Raw genomic sequence first — 18,703 nt, 5'->3', positions numbered from 1 at the left:
CGATCACGATGCTCGGTTGCTGCCGGGGGGAGCGGACGGTGCAGGGGCGCGCAGAAGAACGACGCCATATTGAGCGAATGCTCGCCAACTCCCGGCGTGGCAGCAGCAGTTCACTGCTGCTGCACGGCGAGGCCGGCATCGGCAAGACCACCCTCCTTGAGTATGCGGCCGCCCACGCGGACGGCATGAGCGTGCTGCGGGTCGAGGGCATCGAGTCGGAGATGGAGCTCGCCTTCGGAGGGCTCCATCAGCTCTTCCTGCCGGTGCTCGATCTGCTCGACAGGCTGCCGGGACCGCAGGCCGGGGCTCTGCGCACCGTCTTCGGCCTCAGCGACGAGCCCGTACGGGACCGTCTCACCCTGGGGCTCGCCACACTGTCGCTGCTGTCCGAGGCGACCACGGACGACCCCCTGCTGTGCCTGGTCGACGACCTGCAGTGGCTCGACCGGCCGTCCGGAGACGCGCTGACCTTTGCCGCCCGGCGGCTGCGGGACGAAGGCATCGTCATGCTCTTCGCCACCCGCGGCACCTCGCCGGAGAGCGGATCGAAGGCGCTGCCGCGCGTACACGTCACCGGCATCGACCGGCGGTCGGCCGTGGCGCTGCTGCCCGGCCTGGCGCCCCCGGTCGCCGAGCACATCCTCGACCAGGCGCAGGGAAACCCGCTGGCGCTGCGGGAGTTGGCCGCCGCGCTGACCCCGGCGCAGCGCGCCGGACAACTGGGGCCGCTGGCGCCGGCCGAGGCGCGGCCCGAGCTGCCCCATCAGCTCCAGGACGCGTTCGCACAGCAGATCCGCCGACTTCCCGACGCGACGCAGCGCACTCTCGCGGTGGCCGCGGCCGACGACATCGGGGACCTTCCCACCGTGCTGGCCGCCGCGGGCCGGCTCGACGGAGAGGTCAGGGATCTGGAGCCCGCCGAGCGTGCCGGACTGGTCTTCGTCTCCGCGCAGAAACTGCGTTTCCGGCACCCCCTCATCCGGTTCGCCGCCTACCAACAGGCCCCGCTGGCCTGGCGGATCGAGGCGCACCGGGCGTTGGCGGCGGACCTGGAAGGCGCCCAGCACGCGCACCGGCGCGCCTGGCACCTAGCCGCCGCGACGACCGGCCCGGACGAAGAGGTCGCCGCGGAGTTGGAACGGGTCGCCGAGTGGGCCGGGAGCAGGCAGGCGATGGCGTCCGCGTCCGCGGCGTACGAGCGGGCCGCCCGCCTGACCGCCGATCCGCACCGGCACGCCCGCCGCCTGATCACCGCCGCGCAGAAGGCGAGCGAGGCCGGCCAGGACGAACGGTGCCGCGCTCTCACCGACCAGGTGCCACTGCCGTTGCGGGACCCAGGGATGGCGGCGGACTTCGCCCGCGTACGCTCCGTGGTCGAGCTCGGCTACGGCAGCCCCCGCCGGGCCGCCCGCATCCTGGCCGACTGCGCGGACACGATCTCGGCCGACCGCCCCGACAAGCTCGCGCCGCTGCTGACCGATGCCGTCCACGCGGCATTCTGCGCGGGCGACGCACCCCTCATGGTGGAGATCGGCGTCCGCACACCCCATCTGCCGATCCTGGCCGTGCCCGCCCACCTCCTTGCGGGCGACCTGCCCGGCGCGCGCCGGGCCCTGGACACTCTCGTACGGGCCGGGCGCCTCGCCGACGTCGGGTTGATGGACCAGTTGGTGACCGCGATCTACTGCCACCTGATGGCCGATCACGCGACCGCGCACGAACTGGCCGCCGCGGCGGTCGCCCTCTGCCGCGAGCAGGGCATCGGTGGATGGCTGCCCACCACGCTGCATCTGCGCGCCCAGGTGGAGCTGGCGCTCGGCCGGCTCGACGACGCGCACGCACACGCCACTGAAGCGCTCCGGCTGGCCGACGGCTACGACCTGGACCACCGAGCAGCCCATCTGCGTGCCCTGTTGGCGGTGTTGGCCGCCGTCCAAGGGGAGGAGGCGCAGACCCGGAGAATGGCCGAACAGGCACTGGAGTACGCCCGCCCGCGCGAGGTCGGACGGGGTGCGGCGGAGGCGCTGTGGGCGCTGGGGCTGCTCGACCTCGGCCTCGGGCGGGCGCAGGACGCGCTGCGCCATCTGGAGGCGGCCCGGCAGGCGGCGGGCCACCCCTTCCTGGCCAGGCACCTGTTGCCGGATCTGATCGAGGCGGCCGTGCGCGCCGGACATCCGGAAGGGGCGCGGGCACCCGCGGACCAGCTCATGACTTGGGCGGCCGACCTCGGACAGCCCCACTTCACGGCCCAAGCGCATCGCTGCGCGGCCCTGACCAGCCCGGACACACAGGCCGAGCAGCCTTATCTGGCCGCCTTGGACCTGCACAGCGACGGCGACGACTTCGATCGGGCGCGCACCCAACTCCTCTACGGCGAATGGCTGCGCCGCTCGCGCCGCAAAATCGACGCCCGCGACCAACTGCGCACCGCACTGAAAGTCTTCGATCAGCTGAACGCCCGACCCTGGGCCCACCGCGCTCGCACGGAACTCCAGGCAGCCGGCGAAACCCACGACCCGTCCGACGCCACCGACTCCCCTCTGACCCGCCTGAGCGCCCAGGAGCGCGAAGTCGTCCGCCTCGCGGCCACCGGTGCCACCAACCGCGAAATCGCCACGCACCTGTTCTTGAGCCCACGCACCGTCGGCCACCACCTCTACCGCGCGTTCCCCAAGCTCGGCATCAGCTCCCGAACTGAACTCGCCGACCTGCTCACGCCCTGACGGGTGTTTGCCTGTCAGGCCCTGGGAGTTGCGGGTCAGCACCGAAGGCCAGGAGAACAGCGGTGGTATGCACAGTCAGTGGGTTGCCGCTCTGCAAGGCGCCATCGCCTACCGCGTCAACGGCCTGCGTCAGGAGCGGCACGTTGTCGCATGCCTCATCGGGGCGGGGTCCACACCCTGGCTCTTCGCCATCGACGGAGGTGCCGCCTCCGCCCGAACGCTCATCCACAGGCGCCGGGTCGCCGCTGTCAGCCCCCGTCGCGCAACCCCAGCTTGACCCGGCGCCGGTCGAGGTTGATATCGGCGATCTCGACCACCAGCACATCACCGACAGCCGGATGCTGGTCGTCGTCCTCCCGCTCAGGCAGCTCCGAGGCTGGCAGCAACCCTTCGACGTGATCGTGGACACGAACGAAGACTCCGATCGAAGCCACCTCGGTCACCCTGCCCGGAACCACGTGTCCAACGTGCGTGCGGGCGAACTCACGGAACGGATCATCCTGCAGAGACTTCAAGGACACGGTGAGCCAGTCCCGATCGGCGTCCACGTCCAGGACTGTGACGGTCACGTCCTGTCCCACTCGCAGCACCTGGCCCAGCGGCACCTCGCGACGTTGCCAGGACACCTCAGGAGTCCGCAGCAGCCCGTCGAACCCGCCAAGATCAACGAGGGCATCGACATCACTGACCGATGAGACGGTTCCTCTGCGGACCTGTCCCTTCTCGAGCGTTCTCAGAAAAGCCCGGCGAGCCTCACTCGCAGGAACGTCTGCCACATCACCACCCCTTCACCGCGGACCAGATTCGCATGTCCGCTCAGCACATGCCTACCTCCTCACGTGAGCCCGTGCTTCGCACTGCACATGACGAGGCGGACGCAGCGGGGCGCTCCGATGCGGCGGGCCAGGAGGAGGGACTTGGTGGCGGCGGCCGCGGCGGGCTCGGGTTCCTTCAGATTGAGGTGGCTCGCGGCGCGATAGGCGAGGAATAGGCTCCTGGTTTTGTCCCGGGCAGGCGGCAGCAGGCGTTCGTCTTCGCTGATGAGCTGATGAGCTGATGGGCTGGTGGGCGCGGCCGGTGTCGCCGAGGTCCGGGAGGGTCTGGCCGGAGTCGACGGCGAGGTGTTGCTCGGCCGCGGTGAGGGCGCGCAGGACTGCGCGGCGTTAGCTTCGGGCACCTCGTGCGGCGAGGGTGCGAGCCAGGCGCAGTTGGAGCAGGCAGCGGGCGGCAGGGTTCTGGGCGCGGGTCAGGGGCATTGTTGGAGACGGGTGTGCGAATTCATGTCGGGGAGGACGCCGTGGCCGTCTATGAACTCAAGAACCGTTTGGTCGTCGGTATCGCCTCCAGTGCACTGTTCGACCTGGAAGAGGCGGATGCGGTCTTCCGGGATCAGGGGGAGGAGGCCTACCGCGCCTACCAGGAGGAGCACCTGGACGACACGCTGGACAAAGGAGTCGCCTTCCCCTTCATCCGCAGGCTCCTGTCCCTGAACGACCTGTCACCCGACGATCCTCCGGTCGAGGTCATCATCCTGTCCCGCAACGACCCCGACACCGGGCTGAGGGTCATGCGATCCATCCAGTCCCACGGCCTGCCGATCAGCCGGGCCATCTTCATGCAGGGCCGCTCGCCCTACCGCTTCATGCCCGCCCTGAACATGTCCCTGTTCCTGTCCGCGAACGAGACCGACGTCCGCGAGGCCGTCACGCTTGGGCTGCCCGCCGGCCGCGTCCTCGGTCCTGCCACGGCCGACGAGGACGAGGACCAGGACCTGCGGATCGCCTTCGACTTCGACGGAGTCCTCGCCGACGACGCCTCGGAACAGATCTACCAGGCCGACGGCATCAAGGGCTTCCACTCCCACGAGACGACGAACGCCGCCACGCCACACGACCCGGGCCCACTACGGGACTTCCTCGCCGGCATCAACCGGCTGCAGCAGCGCGAAGAAGAACAGCGGGCACAAGACGCCGACTACAAGATCCGCGTCCGCGTCTCCCTTGTCACCGCCCGTAACGCACCCGCTCACGAACGCCCGGTGCGCAGCCTGAAGAACTGGGGCGTGACCGTCAACGACGCCTTCTTCCTCGGTGGCATAGACAAGAGCACGATCATGGAGGTCCTCAAGCCCCACATCTTCTTCGACGACCAGGTCAGCCACCTGACCGGCACCGCCCGCAGCACCCCCAGCGTGCACGTCCCCTTCGGGAAGATAAACCAACCGGGCCGCCCGGCACCTGAGCAAGCTCAGCGATGAGCCTCGTGCCGGACAACGCCGACGCCGACGCCGAGGAACGGGGCCGGCCCGTCTGCGACGACGTAACCGCCCCTTCACGCAGGGCCGTTGGCCGAGCCGAGCCGGATCCTGTTGCCCCCTCGCGGAGACTACGGCGGGGGTCCAGGCGCTGCAGTAGACGGTGAAGGGCCTTTGGTCAGTGCCTTGACCTAGGAGGGGGCGCCGCCGGGGAGGTGCCGCGTTGTGAGTGCGGGTCACCAAACGGATGCCATGACGCCGGGGCTCTACGGCGGCCCCGGCGTCATGACGATCGAGAGTGCTACGGAGCCGGCGTCGTGGTGCCGTTGATCACGAACTGCGAGCCCGGTTCGATGAGGACGTTCCCGTCGGCCGAGTCACTGATGGTCACATTGGTCAGTGTCGCGCTACCGCGTGCGCCTCCCATCGCGCGGATACTCGCGCCGTTGTTGGACTTGGTGATCTTCACGTTGTCGATCTTGGCGTTCGGTACGGCACCGCCACCGGTCTTGAACTGGATGCCGTCGTAGGTCGAGTCGTGGATCTCCGTGTCGCGGATCGTGACACCCGGGATGTCGGGACCCGCTGCGAAAAGCGTGATGGCGCCGAACTCCTGGGCCTCGCCCCAGAACGCACCGCCCGTGCGGTACAACCCATTGTTGGCGATCAACGTCTGCCCCGAGAACGGGATCGGATCGTGGTCCGTGGCGAGCATGATGCCCGGGTAGTTCATGGTGTCGTAGACGAGGTTGTTCTCGATGGTGTTGCCGTAACCGCCGTACACGGCGATGCCGTTGGCGCGCCACGGCAGCTGGACGGTGTTGTTGCGGAAGTGGTTGTCGTGGCCGATGTCCACCGACTGGTCCTTCACGTACTTGCTGGCCCACACCGCGAGCGCGTCGTCACCGGTGTTGCGGAACGAGGAGTTGAACACGGTCGAGTTCCGTGTCCCGTTGGTGAAGTTCACACCATCGGCATACGTGTTCCGGACGCGCATGCCGCTGAACTCCAGGCGGTCGCCGGGGCCCCACAGGTCGGGGATGTTGGAGTAATCGCGGCCCACCCAGACGCCCACGTTGGCGTGCTCGATCCATACGTTCGTGATCTTGGTGTCCTCGCCGAAGCGGCCGTTCAGGCCGACTCCGCCCTCCGCGCCGCCGTCGCCGCCGCGAATGGTGCCCGAGCCGAAGATGGCGATGTCGGAGATCTTGGTGTTGTCGTCGATGTCGAAGCCGAAGTTGCCCTCGTGCGGGTGGTTGATGCCGCCGGCCTGGTGCGGCGGGGTCAGGGTGTAGAGCTGGGAGTGCCACATGCCCGCGCCGCGGATCGTGACGTCCCGGATGCCCACCTGGTTGTAGTCGCCCCGGTTCAGCGGGTCGTCGGTGAGGATCTTCTGTTCCTGGCGCCACTGCCCGGCCGGGATCCACACACAGTCGATGGTGCCGTTCTGGTCGGCCGTCACCGCCCGCTGGATGGCGTCCGTGTCGTCGATGCCGTCGTTCGGGATGGCGCCGTACTCGGTGATCGAGGTGCACTCGGCGGGCCTGCTCGCGGCCGGCGCCACCTGCTCCAGGTCGATCATGTCGACGATGTAGTACGCCGCGTTGTCACCGGCGTCGCGCTGCAGCTTGAACTTGGTGCCCGCCGGATACGTCTGCGACAGCAGCGCGTGCGACTCGTCGAACAGCCGTCGCGCATCGGTCTGCGGGGTGTTGGTCAGGCCCTCGGGGTCGTCGGAGTTGCCGTACAGCCAGCTGTACTTGGAGGTGAGGGTCAGCTTCTGCACGAACGTGCCGTTCGCATAGAGGCTGAGCGTGGCCTCCTGGCCGCCGCCGCCCGCGGCATCCGGGATCGAGTTGCGCACGACAATGGAGTTCGACGCGCTGGTCGAGGTGAACTCCACATACTGACCTGAGGAGTTGAGGCGTACGGACTCGCGCCCCGACGACTCGGTGGCGAAGTTGGTGTGCCCGAAGGTGCGTTCGCTGTCGGTCTGCAGGAGGGTGCCCGTGTACTGGGCGTCCTCGGCCTCGTACTCCACGTACGGCACCGCCGCGCCGCGGCCGACCACGATCGAGCGCGCGAACACGTTGTTGTTCTCGTTGGTCTCGGTGACCACGCCGGTGGCGTCCGCGGTGGCGGTGAGGGTGGCGCCGCCGTTGGTCGCGGTCCAGCTGCCGCCGACGGCCACCGTGGCGGTGTCACCGGCGGAGATCGCGGGAGCGGTGCCATTGAGCGTGGTTCCGCCGACGGTCAGCCGGGTGACCGAGCCGGCGCCGACGGCGCTGGTGCCACGGTTGTGCACCTTCACGTTGAAAGTGACGTTCGAGCCCACGGCCGGGTTGGCCGGGCTGGAGACGATGTCCGTGACCTCCAGGTCGGGACCGGGGGCCTGGCCGACGACCAGCTTCGCGTCCGCCGTCCGGCTGTTGTTGCTGTTGTCCAGCTCAGCCACGGTGTCGTTGGGGTCGACCACCGCGGAGACGGTGTAGCCGCCCATTGCCCGCTTGCCGACCGTCACCGGGACGGTCGCCGTCTCTCCCACGCCGAGGGCGCGCACCGAGCCGCTGCCGGCGACCGTGCCGCCCAGACTGACGTTCAGCGTGGTCGCGGCCCCGGCCGCGGAACCGCCGTTGCGCACGGTGGCGTTCACCGTGATCGCGTCGCTCTCGCTCGGCGCTGCGGGAGTCCAGGTGAGGTCGGTGACGGTGAGGTCCGGGTTGGGGGCCCCGACTCCGATGACCAGGAACTCGGCGACCTGGCCGCCGAAGCCGGAGCTGTTGCTGTAGATCTTCAGCTGGACGTCGGCGTAGCGACCGGTCACCGGGATCGTCACCGCGTTCTGGTTCGACGACGGATTGAAGGTGTAGTCGGCGCGCGCCTTCAGCGAGGCGTACTCCGAGGCGTTCTGCGCACGCCCGAGCACCTCGATGTTCTGGGTACGGGTTGACCATGCGGCGTCGGGGTTGAGCTTGACCACGACCCCTTCGAGGTCCGCGTCGGCGCCCAGCTTCACCGTGAGCGTCGACGGACTGCCGGCGGACTCCCAGTAGGTGCCCGTGTTGTTGTCGTTGGCGTTGGCGGCCAAGTAGTTCTGCGTCGAGGAGGACGCCTCGATCGGCTTGTTGACCGCCAGGTTCGTCCCGTTCACAGGCGGCGGGGGCTCGCCCTCCTCTCCGTAGATCTCCAGCTCGGATAACTGCGCCGCGGGCCAACCGGTGTTCGCGGTCACCTGCACCCGCACGTAACGGACGTCCGTGGAGTCGAAGTCGACCGTGACGCTGCTTGATCGTGACGGGTCGAACTGCCGCCCGGCGGAGCCGGAAAGGGTGCTGAAGCTGCTGCCGTCACTGCTGCCCAGAACTCTCAGAGTCTGCGTACGGGCCTCCCATGAGGTGGGGAGCTTCAGGACGACCTGGTCGATCGCGGCGCTGCCGCCGAGGTCGACCTGAATCCACTGCGGGAAGGCGTTGGACGGGCTTTCCCAGTACGTCTGCTGGCTTCCGTCAGTGACGCTCCCTGCGGGATAGCCGCTGTGCGACCCACTCGCCGTGGCGGTCTTGCCCAGGGCCAGGTTGGGGACTGCGGCTTCGGCTGCGGAGGCGGCGACGGGCAGGAGCCCGACGGTGGTGAGACCCGCTATCAGCGAGCCGACGACCAACCGCCGGACGGCGTGCGTCCATCTCATGGTGTCCTCTGTTCCACGGGGATGCAGGGATCCGTGCAGAGCGGGACACATCCGGCAGATCTGTCCACACTCGGTGAACTTGCGCGTGTGCCTTCGGAATTTGAGTGATTCAGTCGAAGTTTTGCGTACCGTACGTCACAGATTTCATGGAGGCCTTGGGATTGTCAACGGCTCTCACCGGACTGCCCTGTTGCACCCTTGGACCTCGCTCGCCGAGTGGGCAACAGGAGAGACACGGGCCCCGGTCGAGCATCACTGCCTCGGCGGGTTCGGTGGTCGTGTAGATGACCGGGCGTCAGCGACCACGGCGCGCAGCGCGTCCTCGAGGTCGAGTCGCCGGGCGGCTGTCAGGGCGAGGACGTCGCGGAAGACGACGCTGCCGCGGGCGCCGGTCGGCCTGCAGAAGGTGGAACTCCGGCGCGGCCGGGGTCCAGGTCGGCGTCCGGCCCGAACACGTCAAGGATCCGCCCTGGTCAGCCTTTCCGTGACGAGTCGTAGTCGGCTACGCAGGGGGCGCCGGTCACCATGCCTTGATGACCGGCGCGTCGGGTTCGTGCTGCCGCCAGGCCTCGTTGAGGCGCGCGAGCCGGTCTGCGGCGGCGATGCCGCACAGGGACGCGACCTTGCCGTCACTGACTTCGAACGCCACGGCGCCCACGACGCGGTCGTCGACCACGGCGAGGACGGCCGGGGAGCCGTTGACCAGGGCGATATGCATCGCGGGCGAACCGCCGGCCAGTCGCCGCTTCGCCGGCGTGGGCTTGAAGCCGGCCCGCACGTAGGAGGCGACCCGCTCGCGCGTCTTGTACCGCAACAGCCGCGTGGCCAGTCCGGCGCCGTCCGAGACCGCCGTCACGTCGTCGGTGAGCAGCGCCACCAGCCGTTCGGTGCGCCCCGAGGTGGCAGCGGCGAGGAATTCCTCGACGACCCGGCGCGCGGACGCGGGGTCGGCCTCGCCGCCGCGGCGGCGCTCGGCGGTGACCCGGATCCGGGCCCGGTGGACATGCTGCTGGCTCGCGGACTCGGTGATGTCGAGGATCCCGGCAATCTCGGAGTGGCTGTACGAGAAGGCCTCACGCAGGACGTAGACGGCCCGTTCAACCGGCGAGAGCCGCTCCATCAGGGTCAGGACGGCGAGGGACACCGATTCGCGCTGCTCGAAGGTATCGGCCGGGCCGAGCATGGGGTCGCCGTCGAGGAGCGGCTCAGGCAACCAGGCACCGGCCGCTCGCTCGTGGCGCGCCTGCGCCGAGCGGAGCCGGTCGAGGCAGAGATTGGTGACGACCTTGGTCAGCCACGCTTCCGGCACCTCGACTCGTTCGCGGTCGGCGGCCTGCCAGCGCAGGAACGTGTCCTGCACGGCGTCCTCGGCGTCGGCGGCCGAGCCGAGCAGACGGTACGCGAGTGAGGCCAGCCGGCCCCGGCTGGCCTCGAACCGATCGATGGCTGAGCTGTCCATGCTGAACAGCCTATGCAGTGGCCCTCGCACCGGCACTGTCAGGCGCGGTCGCCAGGCGGCGCTTGCGCTTCGGCATGCCGAAGGTGGGGTGGGCGATGCCCCACCCGGCCCCCTTGAGCACGCCCGACTTCAGCCGCGCGGCGGTCCGGCCGCCCAGGTACCAGGACTTCGACCGGGCGTCCCTGTCCACCATCTGGAAGATTGCGTCCTGCCGCCCGAGGCTGATGTGGTTGCCGTGGTACTTCAGCCCGGTGGTCGGGACCTCGCTGCCCGTCAGGCGCGAGATGATCGCGGCGGTCGCCTGCATGTTGGTGAAGCCGGCCGAGGCGCAGGACATCGGCAGCGGTCGGCCGTTGTCGCCGATGGCGTAGGCGCAGTCACCGGCGGCGTAGACGTCCGGGTGGGAGACCGAGCGCATGGTGCGGTCGACGACGATCTGGCCGGTCTCTGCGATCTCCAGGCCGCTGGCGGCCGCGATGGGGTGCACGGCGAACCCGGCCGACCACACGGTCACGTCGGCGGGGATGGACGTACCGTCGGCGGCGATCGCCCGTGTCGGCTCGACGGTTTCGATGCCGGTGTGCTCGTGGACGGTGATGCCGAGCCGGTCGAAGGCATGGCGCAGGTGACGGCGGGCCTTCGGGGAGAGCCAGGCGCCCAGCTCACCGCGGGCGGCGAGCACGACCGAGAGGTCGGGCCGGGACTCGGCGAACTCGGTGGCGGTCTCGATGCCGGTCAGCCCCTCACCGACGATCAGCACGGTGCCGCCCTCGCCCAGTGTGGCCATGCGCTCGCGCAGACGCAGCGCCGAGGACCGGCCGGTCACATCGAAGGCGTACTCGGCAACGCCGGGGACGCCATGGTGGGCTACGGAGCTGCCGAGTGCGTAGAGAAGCGTGTCGTACGCGAGCTCGCCGTCGCCGTCCTCGCCGGTCACGGCGACGGTCCTGCGCCCGGGGTCGACGCTGGTGACGCGCGCCAGGCGCAGCCGCACCCCGGTGCCCGCGAACACGTCGGCGAGCTTGCGGAACGCCAGGTCCTGGCCGATCGCGAGCTGGTGGAGCCGCATCCGCTCAACGAAGTCGGGCACAGCGTTGACGACGGTGATCTCGATGTCGGCGGGGGAGAGCCGACGGGCCAGGTTTCCGGCGGCGAAAGCCCCGGCATATCCGGCGCCGAGTACGACGATGCGGTGCTTCATGGCGTTGCTCCTGTCTCGTTCGCGTGCCCTTCGAACGAGACGGCGCCGCGATTCCTGACAGAAGCCGGGTGTGATGTGGGTCACGTAACTGAGACGAGCGACTGGGCCTCCGACAGACGCTTAGGCCTGTCTTGGGCAGTCGAAACGGTGCGATGGCCAAGTATCGAGGCTGGTGGCGAGGTGACGCCGGTGCGGCGGCGGGAGACCGAGGCGTGGATCGCCCGCATGTGCCGCAGATCCGTCCCGAACGTCAGGCCGCGCAGGCGGCCGGGTCGCGGAGCACGGGCGGGAGGCGCGGCCCTGTGGCCAGGGTGTCAGGGCGGGGCGGGAAGAGGAGTGAGGAACGGGAGCGGCTTTACAAACCTGACGTTGCGTCAAGGTCAAGGACGCCCGTGCGCGGCGTAGGGCCTGCTGGGCGCAAGGAGTGCAAAGAGGCAGGCTGTGGCAGGCTTGACCTTGGCGCGACGTCAGGGTTTCTACTGAGTGCATCCGGCCCGAAGCGCTGACCGAGCATGCGGGACGATCCCTTGAGAGGACCCCTGCGATGACCGCGACCGTCGAAAAGAACATGGCCTTGATGCGCACCGCGTACCGGCTTGTGGAGAGCGGCGAGTTCGACGAGGCCGCGCAGATGCTCACCGAAGACTTCATCGCCAACGTCCCCGGGTGCCCCGACCCGCTGCACGGCCGGGAGATCTGGTACCAGGGCACCAAGATCATGAAGGACGCCTTCCCCGACTTGAAGATCAACGTTCAGGACATGTTCGGCGTCGGCGACAAGGTGACGGTGCTGGTCCATTTCGAGGGCACGCACCAGGGTACGTTCCTGCAGTTCGAGGCGACGGGCCGCCAGGTCGGCTACCGGAGCGTGGAGGTCTACCGCTTCGAGGGCGACCAGATCGCCGAGGAGTGGGTCGCTCCGGACATGCTCAGCCTCCTGCAGCAGATCTCGCCAACCCCCGCCCGCCACTGACGCCGACCCGTCCACCCAGCCGCGTGCCAGGGATCCAGATGGTTCGGCTGCTTCTGCTGCTGCGGTTCTTCCGTGCTGCCGCCGCGTTCATCAATCCCATGCTCACCTCAACCGCCCAGGGCACCTGGAACCCGCAGAACGCGACCTGGTCGTAGAACCCGAGTTCGACAGTTGGTGGGCATGTGGGAGGGGCCGGCGGCGGATTTGTGCAGGTGAAGGGGGGCGGCCGGGTGTCTGGGCCTCGAATAGGTGTGGGCAAACGTTTTTAGCTTGTGATTGCTCTGGGCTTGACTGTTACCGCATGATGCAGGCATGTACTTGCGGAAGATCCAGCGGCGGAACAAGGATGGGTCGGTGGTGCGCTACCTCCAGCTCGCTCACAACCGGCGCAAGGACGGAACGACCCAGGCGGAGGTGCTGGTCAACTTCGGCCGTGAGGACCGCCTGGACGTCGAAGGGCTACGCCGCCTGGTGGCCTCGATCAACCGCTACCTCGGCGGCGAGGACGACGCCGCGGCTCCGCTGGGCGCCGAGGCCGGGCCGCTGGCGGTGGAGTCCTCCCGGCCGCTCGGGACCAGTTGGCTGCTGGACGGTCTGTGGAAGCTGCTCGGCATCGACACCGCGCTGACCGAGGGCCTGGGAGAACGCCGGTTTCGTACCGATGTCGAGCGCATCGTGTTCGCGCTGGTCGCCAATCGGGCCATCGCCCCGGGCTCCAAGCTCGCCGCCGCCGAGTGGGCCACCTGTGACCAGGTCATCCCCGGCCTGCCCGAGCTCGCCGAGCAGCACGCCTACCGGGCCATGGACCTGCTCGTGGAGGCCGATACCCAAGGCGCTGTGCAGGAGGCGGTGTTCTTCTCCGCCGCACACCTGCTCAACCTCGAAGTCGACCTGGTCTTCTTCGACACCACCTCCACCTACTTCGAACGCGACGAGGCCGACGACCCCGACGGCGAGGGCAGCAGCCTGCGCCAGTACGGGCACTCCAAGGACCACCGCAAGGACCTGCCGCAGATCGTGATCGGGCTGGCCGTCACCCGCGAGGGCATCCCCGTGCGCTGCTGGACATGGCCCGGTGGCACGAACGACCAGACGGTGGTCACCGAGGTCAAGGACGGCCTGCGCGACTGGCGGCTCGGGCGGGTCGTGACCGTCGCCGACTCCGGGTTCTCCTCCGAGGCCAACCAGGCCTACCTCAAGCGGGCCGGCGGCCACTACATCACCGGCATCAAGATGCGCGAGGGCTCCAAGAAGGCCGACCAGGCCTTGGCCCGCCAGGGCCGCTACCAGGAAGTGCGCGACAACCTGCGCGTCAAGGAGGTCCGCCTCGACAACGACGAGCACCGGCGCTGGATCATCTGCCACAACCCCGCCGAAGCCACACGCGACCAAGCCAGACGTGAAGACCAACTGGGCGCCATCCGCGAGGAACTGGAGCGGATCAAGATCGCCCGCGCCGCGGACGCGAAGAAGGCCAAGGACAAGGCCGCCAAGACCGGCGCACGAGTGACCCCCTCGGACGCACCGCATCGCAAGGCCGAGTGCGCACTTCGCGACCACCCCGCCCTCGGCCGCTGGCTCAAGCAGCACCCCACCACCGGACGCCTGTCCATCAACGCCGCGAAGGTCGCCGCCGAGGCCCGACTGGACGGCAAGTACCTGCTGGCCACCAGCGACCCCGACCTGTCCGCCGAGGATGTCGCGCTCGGCTACAAGAATCTCCTGGAAGCGGAACGAGCCTTCCGCACGATGAAATCGACCTTGGACCTGCGGCCCGTCTACCACCGCCTGGACGAGCGGATACGCGCCCACGTGCTGCTGTGCTGGCTCGCCCTGCTGCTGATCCGCGTCGCCGAACGCCGCACCGAGCTCACCTGGCCCCGCATCAACACCGAACTCGGCCGGATCCACCAGGTCACCCTCACCGGACCGGCCGGCAGCCTCCAGCAGACCACCCGCCTCACCGACACCCAGACCAAACTCTTCAAAGACTGCGGCGTGCCACTACCGCCAAAGATGAGCAGCCTCAAGACCCCTGAATAGCCCCTGAGCTGGGAAAACGCCCTCCGGAGCCGTGGGCAAACGGCCCCGGAGCCCCTCTATGCCCATCACCGCAGGTCACACCGCAGATTCCACCCTGCCGTGTGCCTATCAACTGTCGAACCCGGGTAGAACGGCGGCCGGCTGAGAAGCCAACGGCGGCCGCCAAGGCGATGGGCCGGCGGACAGGGCGCGCCCCATACGGGCCGTCCTGATCAGCCCGCGGCCGGTACAGAGTGTGCACATTCGGGGCCCGGACCCCGTCGGCCGATATCCGGGCCGCCGCGCTCCCACTAGGGTTGCTGTGATCACGGAGTCCGAGCCGTCCTGGGTAACGCCGTTCACCGGGCTGAGCCCGCGTCAGCTCGGCAAGTCAGTCACCGGACCATGGCGCGAAGGCGCGGATCAGTGGGCAAAGGCCGGCCATGGAGCCTGCCGCTGGAGGACCGGATCCTGCTGGTGGGTGCGTACTGGCGGAACGAAACTGACCCTGCGGCAGCTAGCTCCACTGTTCGACATCTCGAAGTCCGCAGCCGACCGCGTAATCGACCGCTCGGCCCAGGCCCTGGCGGTACAGCACGCCCTTGAGTCAAACCGCGAAGGTGTCGCCAAGGCAGGCTTGTTGTCACCAGGACCGCCGGACAGGGCGCGCCGGACTGGCCGCCGGGCCGCTGCGCAGCTCAGTCCCGGTTGTGCGTGCACAGGCGCCCCGTCGAGCATGCCTCGCATCCGCGGTGGTCGGGCCAGCTCGCTGGCTTGCACGGCGGCGAAGAGCCGACGCGCGTGGCCCGGACTGTCGACACCGCTGAATGTGGCGAACTCCTCCGGATCGGATCCCCGAAGTTCTGCCTTACAGGCTCGCATGTGGAGCCATGCGCCCATGGGAGAGTCGTGCCTGGCGCCGCGCACGGGATGGGCACGGCGCCAGGACGTTTCATGACTCACGCGGCCGGAGGCCTGGGTCACCGGGAGATGCGTACCTGGAAGGCATCGTTGCGCGATTTCGAGAACTTCTTGTCCCACGCCAGGACCCGGCTGTCGACATAGAAGTTCTTCGCCTGTGTGCCGGCGCTTCGGTTGACGCCCCTGGTGACGGCGCGGACGGAGAAGTCCCAGTAGGTGTTGGCCGCCCCTTCCCTAGTGGATGCGAACGGCCACTCATCGCAGTCCTGGCCCTTCTTGGGCGGCGTGGGCAGACCGGTCCTCTCGTACGGGGGCTTTCGCTTGCACGCCTTCTTCACGTGCTTGCGGTTCTCAGCGTCCTGCCCGCTGTCCGGCAGGATGCGGTGCAGCGTGCGTGGGAAGCGCTTGGCGCGCGGGTCTTCCTCGTCCGCCGGGGCGAGCCACGGGTAGCTCAGGTTCGGAAATGCGTAGGAGTCCCTGATGTGGGGCCACCTCTTTGACCTTCGGGTTGGACAGCGAGTACCTGAGCGTCGGCATACCTGCCCCAGGGAAGACGCACGCCTCGGGATATTTCGCGTGCTCGCCCTTTGTGAAGTAGTCAGCCGAGTCGCAGCGCATCGCCCGTGGCTGGGTCTTGATCGGACCGCCCCTGTAGCCCTGGCCTTCGCCCCCGTCGAACTCCATCCTCCAGCGGTTACGGGTCACCGTGTCGCGTCCCTTGCCGGTGGTGTCCAGTCCGTAGATGTCCCAGTGGTACCAGCGGTCCTGGTTGTCCCAGCTCGCCGACGGCTGGTTCACGGAGCTGGGTCCTGCGTTGCACAGCGGCAGCCCCTCGCGGCAGTCGCCCATGATGGACAAATTGATGCCCGGAGGCCTATTCACGGGGTGGTGGGGCGCCTGGGTTCCTTGATCATCAGTACGGCCCTGCTCGGTAGTCTGATGTCTGCGACAACGTCAGAAGTGAACCGGGGCAGGGCCGTTGAGCTGGAACGTTACGGCAGGGTTGGACAAGGATCAACTGGACGGGCTGGTGGTGCGGGTCCATCGGATACTCATGACGGATCCTGATCCTGTGGTGTCTCCGGCCCGGATGTGGTCACTGGGCCTGTACCGGTCGGTGGTCCTGGTGCTGTTCCTACTGCGGCAGAACCCCGTCCAGGAGGCGGCGGCGGAGCTGTTCGGTGTCAGCCAGGCCACTGTTTCCCGGCGGTGGACGGGGCTGCTTCCGGTGGTGGAGAAGGCCCTCGCCGGGCATGTCCCCGATCCCGTGGAGGCCTCCGCCGGCCGGATCGTGCTCATCGACGGCACCCTGGTCACCACGTGGGACTGGGCGAGCGAAGGCACCACCCTGTTCTCCGGCAAGCACCGCGACACCGGCTTCAACCTGCAGGTTGCGGCCACGCTGTCCGGGGACCTGCTCGCGGTGTCCGAGCCCGTCCCGGGCTCCCGGCACGACATGTACGCCTGGCGCCGGTCCCACTTCCCGGAAACCTTCGCGGAACGGCAGAGCATGGGCGATCTTGGCTACGTGGGCTCCGGCATGCTCACCGCGAGACGCAGACCACCTGGTCAGGAACGTCCCACTGGCGACAACGTCTACAACGGGAGCATCAGCAGACTCCGCGCCGCCATCGAGCGAGCGATCGCACACCTGAAAGACTGGAAGATTCTCGCGACCCGCTACCGCGGCCCCCTGGCCAAGTTCCCCCTCGTTGCCAAAACCGTCACCGCCCTCACCTTCTACAAGAAGGGCTGGTGAGACCCCGTGAATAGACCTCCCGGCGCCACCCACAAGTCGTCAATCGGCCCCCAGTCATAGTCAAGCGATCCCTTGACGATCCGGGAAAAGGCCCGGATGCGGCGATCCTTGTTGTCGCCCTGAGCGAAGACCTGATAACGGAACTTTGTGGTGCCCTGGTACTCGGGCGGAGCTCCCTGGCGCATCTTGTAGAAGTCGAACTTCATCGAGCCGAGCTCGCAGTAGGTGAACCGGTCCAGGAAGCGGCGCCCACTGCCGTCCCCCTCGTTGAAGCACGCCTTGAGCTTGCCCTCGTCCGGGTTCCGCCCGATCGGCGCCGGCGGTCCCGGATGGTAGGAACTGGCTTGGCCCGCACCGCCCTCGGCGGAAGGCAACGGAGCAGGGGACGGCTTGGGAGGCGGCTGGTTCCCGGCGGCCTTCGCCTTCCTGCGGCCCTCGGCCCGTAGCTCATTCAACTGCTGCTCGCTCAGTTCGATGCGGGCATGATGCTCCCCGCCGCCCTTCAGCGGCTTCCATTCCGGCTTGGCCGGGGCGGGGTTGTCTTGCCTGGCGTCTGTCTTACTGCTTGCGGTGGTTTCGTACGCGTCGGCCGTGGCGGGCACCACTGCGAACAGCAGCCCCATCGCCAGCACGGTTCCCCACAGACGGCGCGGTTTGGTGCGTGCGATCACAACAACATTCCCCCCGGAATGCTCCGCCGAGCCGGGGGCAGCAAAGTGCGGGCTCGGCACGTTGGTTCGGGCTTCGCAGCGGCCCTGGCACCCCCCCCTTTCCGGAGACGTCTCGTGCTTTCGGAAGGCAAAGCGCCAAGAACGCTAGTGGGGCATGTCTGCTAGACACACCCCACTTTTCAGCCCCACGTTCACGCCAGTTCCGCCGGAGCGAGCCCACCCGTCCACGGATCCGTGAACAGCCCCTCGTGCCACTCCACCCCGGTCAACGCCCGCACCGCGACGGCCGTACGCTGCGCTGCACTCAGAACACGCAGCTCCTCCGCGTCGTTCTCACCCATCTCGGTCAGATCGAACCCAGCCCTTTGCAATGCCTCAGCGGCAGCATCGGTGTTTTCGCCGTCCAGGTCGGACACCAGCGGGTCGAACCGAGCCCAGCACTCTCCTCCCGTGCTGTAGCTCACCTCCTGCTCAGCAGGCAAATACATCGCCGCACAGGACACACCCTGCTCGGAGAGCTGCTCCAAGACTTCCCACTCGTGCCCCAGAAAGCCCGAGGACCCGTCGATCTCCAACACCATCGACCATCCGTGGTCAAGAGAGCGCCCCAACAGCAGGATCGACTCGCTCTCGCCACCGCCCGCCACAGCGCGTTCGGTCGCCTCGTGCAGATCCGTCGCCCGTTGCTCGGCCCCCGGAACGCCCAGCACCTCCAGCATCTCGGCGAGCGGCTTGCGAGCCAGGAGCACGCTCCACCCTTCGCCGAGCGTGTCCGTCAGATCGATGGGCTCTATCATCGCCAGCCTCCAAGGTCGATCCCACCAAGGCCATGCCACAAACGCTACCCACGGCCGCTCATCCGACGACTGACGGAGCACCGAAAGCCGGTGCCACCAACCATGCTTCGTGCACTGCTGGTGACCGGTAACGCGTCGATCTGGTGACAAGCATCGTGGCCTCACGGTTCGGCATGCCCGGACCCAGGCGCAATGAGGCCGCCGTGCACCGTGCGGGCCTTCGTCCAACTCACCC

Annotated in this window: 13 protein-coding genes and 1 pseudogene; 6 read left to right on the top strand and 8 right to left on the bottom strand. The window is 68.4% G+C overall.

All coding sequences use genetic code 11. From position 1 onward, the window contains the following. The first annotated feature begins 8 nt into the window (after positions 1-8). Entirely contained in the window at positions 9-2,723 is a 2,715-nt protein-coding gene (locus OG331_RS05945) for an AAA family ATPase (protein WP_406192323.1), read from the top strand. Between the two features lie 248 nt (positions 2,724-2,971). On the opposite strand, the gene OG331_RS05940 is transcribed toward OG331_RS05945, so the two are convergent. Then, entirely contained in the window at positions 2,972-3,499 is a 528-nt protein-coding gene (locus OG331_RS05940) for a S1 RNA-binding domain-containing protein (protein WP_406192320.1), read from the bottom strand. Positions 3,500-3,558: 59 nt separating this feature from the next. Then, complete coding sequence (locus tag OG331_RS05935) at positions 3,559-3,900, bottom strand: hypothetical protein (RefSeq protein ID WP_406192317.1); 342 nt, start codon at positions 3,898-3,900, stop codon at positions 3,559-3,561. A 120-nt stretch (positions 3,901-4,020) separates the two neighbouring features. On the opposite strand from OG331_RS05935, the gene OG331_RS05930 reads away from it, so the two are divergent. After that, a complete protein-coding gene (locus OG331_RS05930; RefSeq protein ID WP_406192314.1) occupies positions 4,021-4,980 on the top strand; it encodes a 5'-nucleotidase in 960 nt (319 codons plus the stop codon). A 298-nt stretch (positions 4,981-5,278) separates the two neighbouring features. On the opposite strand, the gene OG331_RS05925 is transcribed toward OG331_RS05930, so the two are convergent. The 3 genes from OG331_RS05925 to OG331_RS05915 form a co-directional block, all read right to left on the bottom strand. Further along, positions 5,279-8,665, bottom strand: coding sequence for a CARDB domain-containing protein (locus OG331_RS05925; RefSeq protein WP_406192311.1), 3,387 nt, complete (start codon positions 8,663-8,665; stop codon positions 5,279-5,281). A gap of 520 nt (positions 8,666-9,185) precedes the next feature. Further along, complete coding sequence (locus OG331_RS05920; protein WP_406192308.1) at positions 9,186-10,124, bottom strand: sigma-70 family RNA polymerase sigma factor; 939 nt, start codon at positions 10,122-10,124, stop codon at positions 9,186-9,188. 10 nt (positions 10,125-10,134) lie between these two features. Then, the gene (locus OG331_RS05915; protein WP_406192305.1) at positions 10,135-11,325 is read right to left on the bottom strand and encodes an NAD(P)/FAD-dependent oxidoreductase; all 1,191 of its coding nucleotides are present in this window, start codon (positions 11,323-11,325) and stop codon (positions 10,135-10,137) included. A 544-nt stretch (positions 11,326-11,869) separates the two neighbouring features. Here OG331_RS05915 and OG331_RS05910 point away from each other — a divergent pair. The 3 genes and pseudogenes from OG331_RS05910 to OG331_RS05900 all read left to right on the top strand — a co-directional run. Next, positions 11,870-12,298 carry an ester cyclase gene (locus OG331_RS05910; RefSeq protein ID WP_406192302.1) on the top strand — a complete coding sequence of 143 codons (429 nt, stop codon included), beginning with the start codon at positions 11,870-11,872 and terminating at the stop codon, positions 12,296-12,298. A gap of 312 nt (positions 12,299-12,610) precedes the next feature. After that, positions 12,611-14,341 (top strand): IS1634 family transposase, encoded by a 1,731-nt coding sequence (locus tag OG331_RS05905; RefSeq protein ID WP_406192299.1) that lies wholly within the window; start codon positions 12,611-12,613, stop codon positions 14,339-14,341. A gap of 301 nt (positions 14,342-14,642) precedes the next feature. Then, a pseudogene (locus OG331_RS05900) lies at positions 14,643-14,915 on the top strand (transposase family protein); the annotation flags it as partial. Between the two features lie 385 nt (positions 14,916-15,300). Here OG331_RS05900 and OG331_RS05895 read toward each other — a convergent pair. Beyond that, positions 15,301-15,618: a NucA/NucB deoxyribonuclease domain-containing protein gene (locus tag OG331_RS05895; protein ID WP_406209751.1), complete on the bottom strand. Its 318-nt coding sequence runs from the start codon at positions 15,616-15,618 to the stop codon at positions 15,301-15,303. A 695-nt stretch (positions 15,619-16,313) separates the two neighbouring features. Between OG331_RS05895 and OG331_RS05890 the strand changes: the two genes are divergently transcribed. Next, on the top strand, positions 16,314-17,000 hold the full coding sequence (locus tag OG331_RS05890) for a transposase family protein (RefSeq protein ID WP_406190792.1): 687 nt from the start codon (positions 16,314-16,316) through the stop codon (positions 16,998-17,000). On the opposite strand, the gene OG331_RS05885 is transcribed toward OG331_RS05890, so the two are convergent. Together OG331_RS05885 and OG331_RS05880 are read right to left on the bottom strand one after the other, a co-directional pair. Then, complete coding sequence (locus tag OG331_RS05885) at positions 16,982-17,671, bottom strand: hypothetical protein (protein ID WP_406192296.1); 690 nt, start codon at positions 17,669-17,671, stop codon at positions 16,982-16,984. The genes OG331_RS05890 and OG331_RS05885 overlap by 19 nt on opposite strands. Positions 17,672-17,862: 191 nt before the next feature. After that, a complete protein-coding gene (locus OG331_RS05880) occupies positions 17,863-18,468 on the bottom strand; it encodes a DUF6461 domain-containing protein (protein WP_406192293.1) in 606 nt (201 codons plus the stop codon). Positions 18,469-18,703 lie beyond the last annotated feature (235 nt).

Origin of the sequence: Streptomyces sp. NBC_01017, assembly GCF_045162795.1 — a bacterium.
Lineage (GTDB): Bacteria > Actinomycetota > Actinomycetes > Streptomycetales > Streptomycetaceae > Streptomyces > Streptomyces machairae.
Note: the sequence above shows the minus strand (reverse complement) of the source record. Positions and strands in the feature narration are given on the sequence as shown.

Excerpts from the sequence above, each read along its gene's own strand:
- OG331_RS05945 (WP_406192323.1), top strand. The coding sequence starts at position 9 with ATGCTCGGTTGCTGCCGGGGGGAGCGGACGGTGCAGGGGCGCGCAGAA.
- OG331_RS05925 (WP_406192311.1), bottom strand. The coding sequence starts at position 8,665 with ATGAGATGGACGCACGCCGTCCGGCGGTTGGTCGTCGGCTCGCTGATA.
- OG331_RS05920 (WP_406192308.1), bottom strand. The coding sequence starts at position 10,124 with ATGGACAGCTCAGCCATCGATCGGTTCGAGGCCAGCCGGGGCCGGCTG.
- OG331_RS05915 (WP_406192305.1), bottom strand. The coding sequence starts at position 11,325 with ATGAAGCACCGCATCGTCGTACTCGGCGCCGGATATGCCGGGGCTTTC.
- OG331_RS05910 (WP_406192302.1), top strand. The coding sequence starts at position 11,870 with ATGACCGCGACCGTCGAAAAGAACATGGCCTTGATGCGCACCGCGTAC.
- OG331_RS05905 (WP_406192299.1), top strand. The coding sequence starts at position 12,611 with ATGTACTTGCGGAAGATCCAGCGGCGGAACAAGGATGGGTCGGTGGTG.
- OG331_RS05880 (WP_406192293.1), bottom strand. The coding sequence starts at position 18,468 with ATGATAGAGCCCATCGATCTGACGGACACGCTCGGCGAAGGGTGGAGC.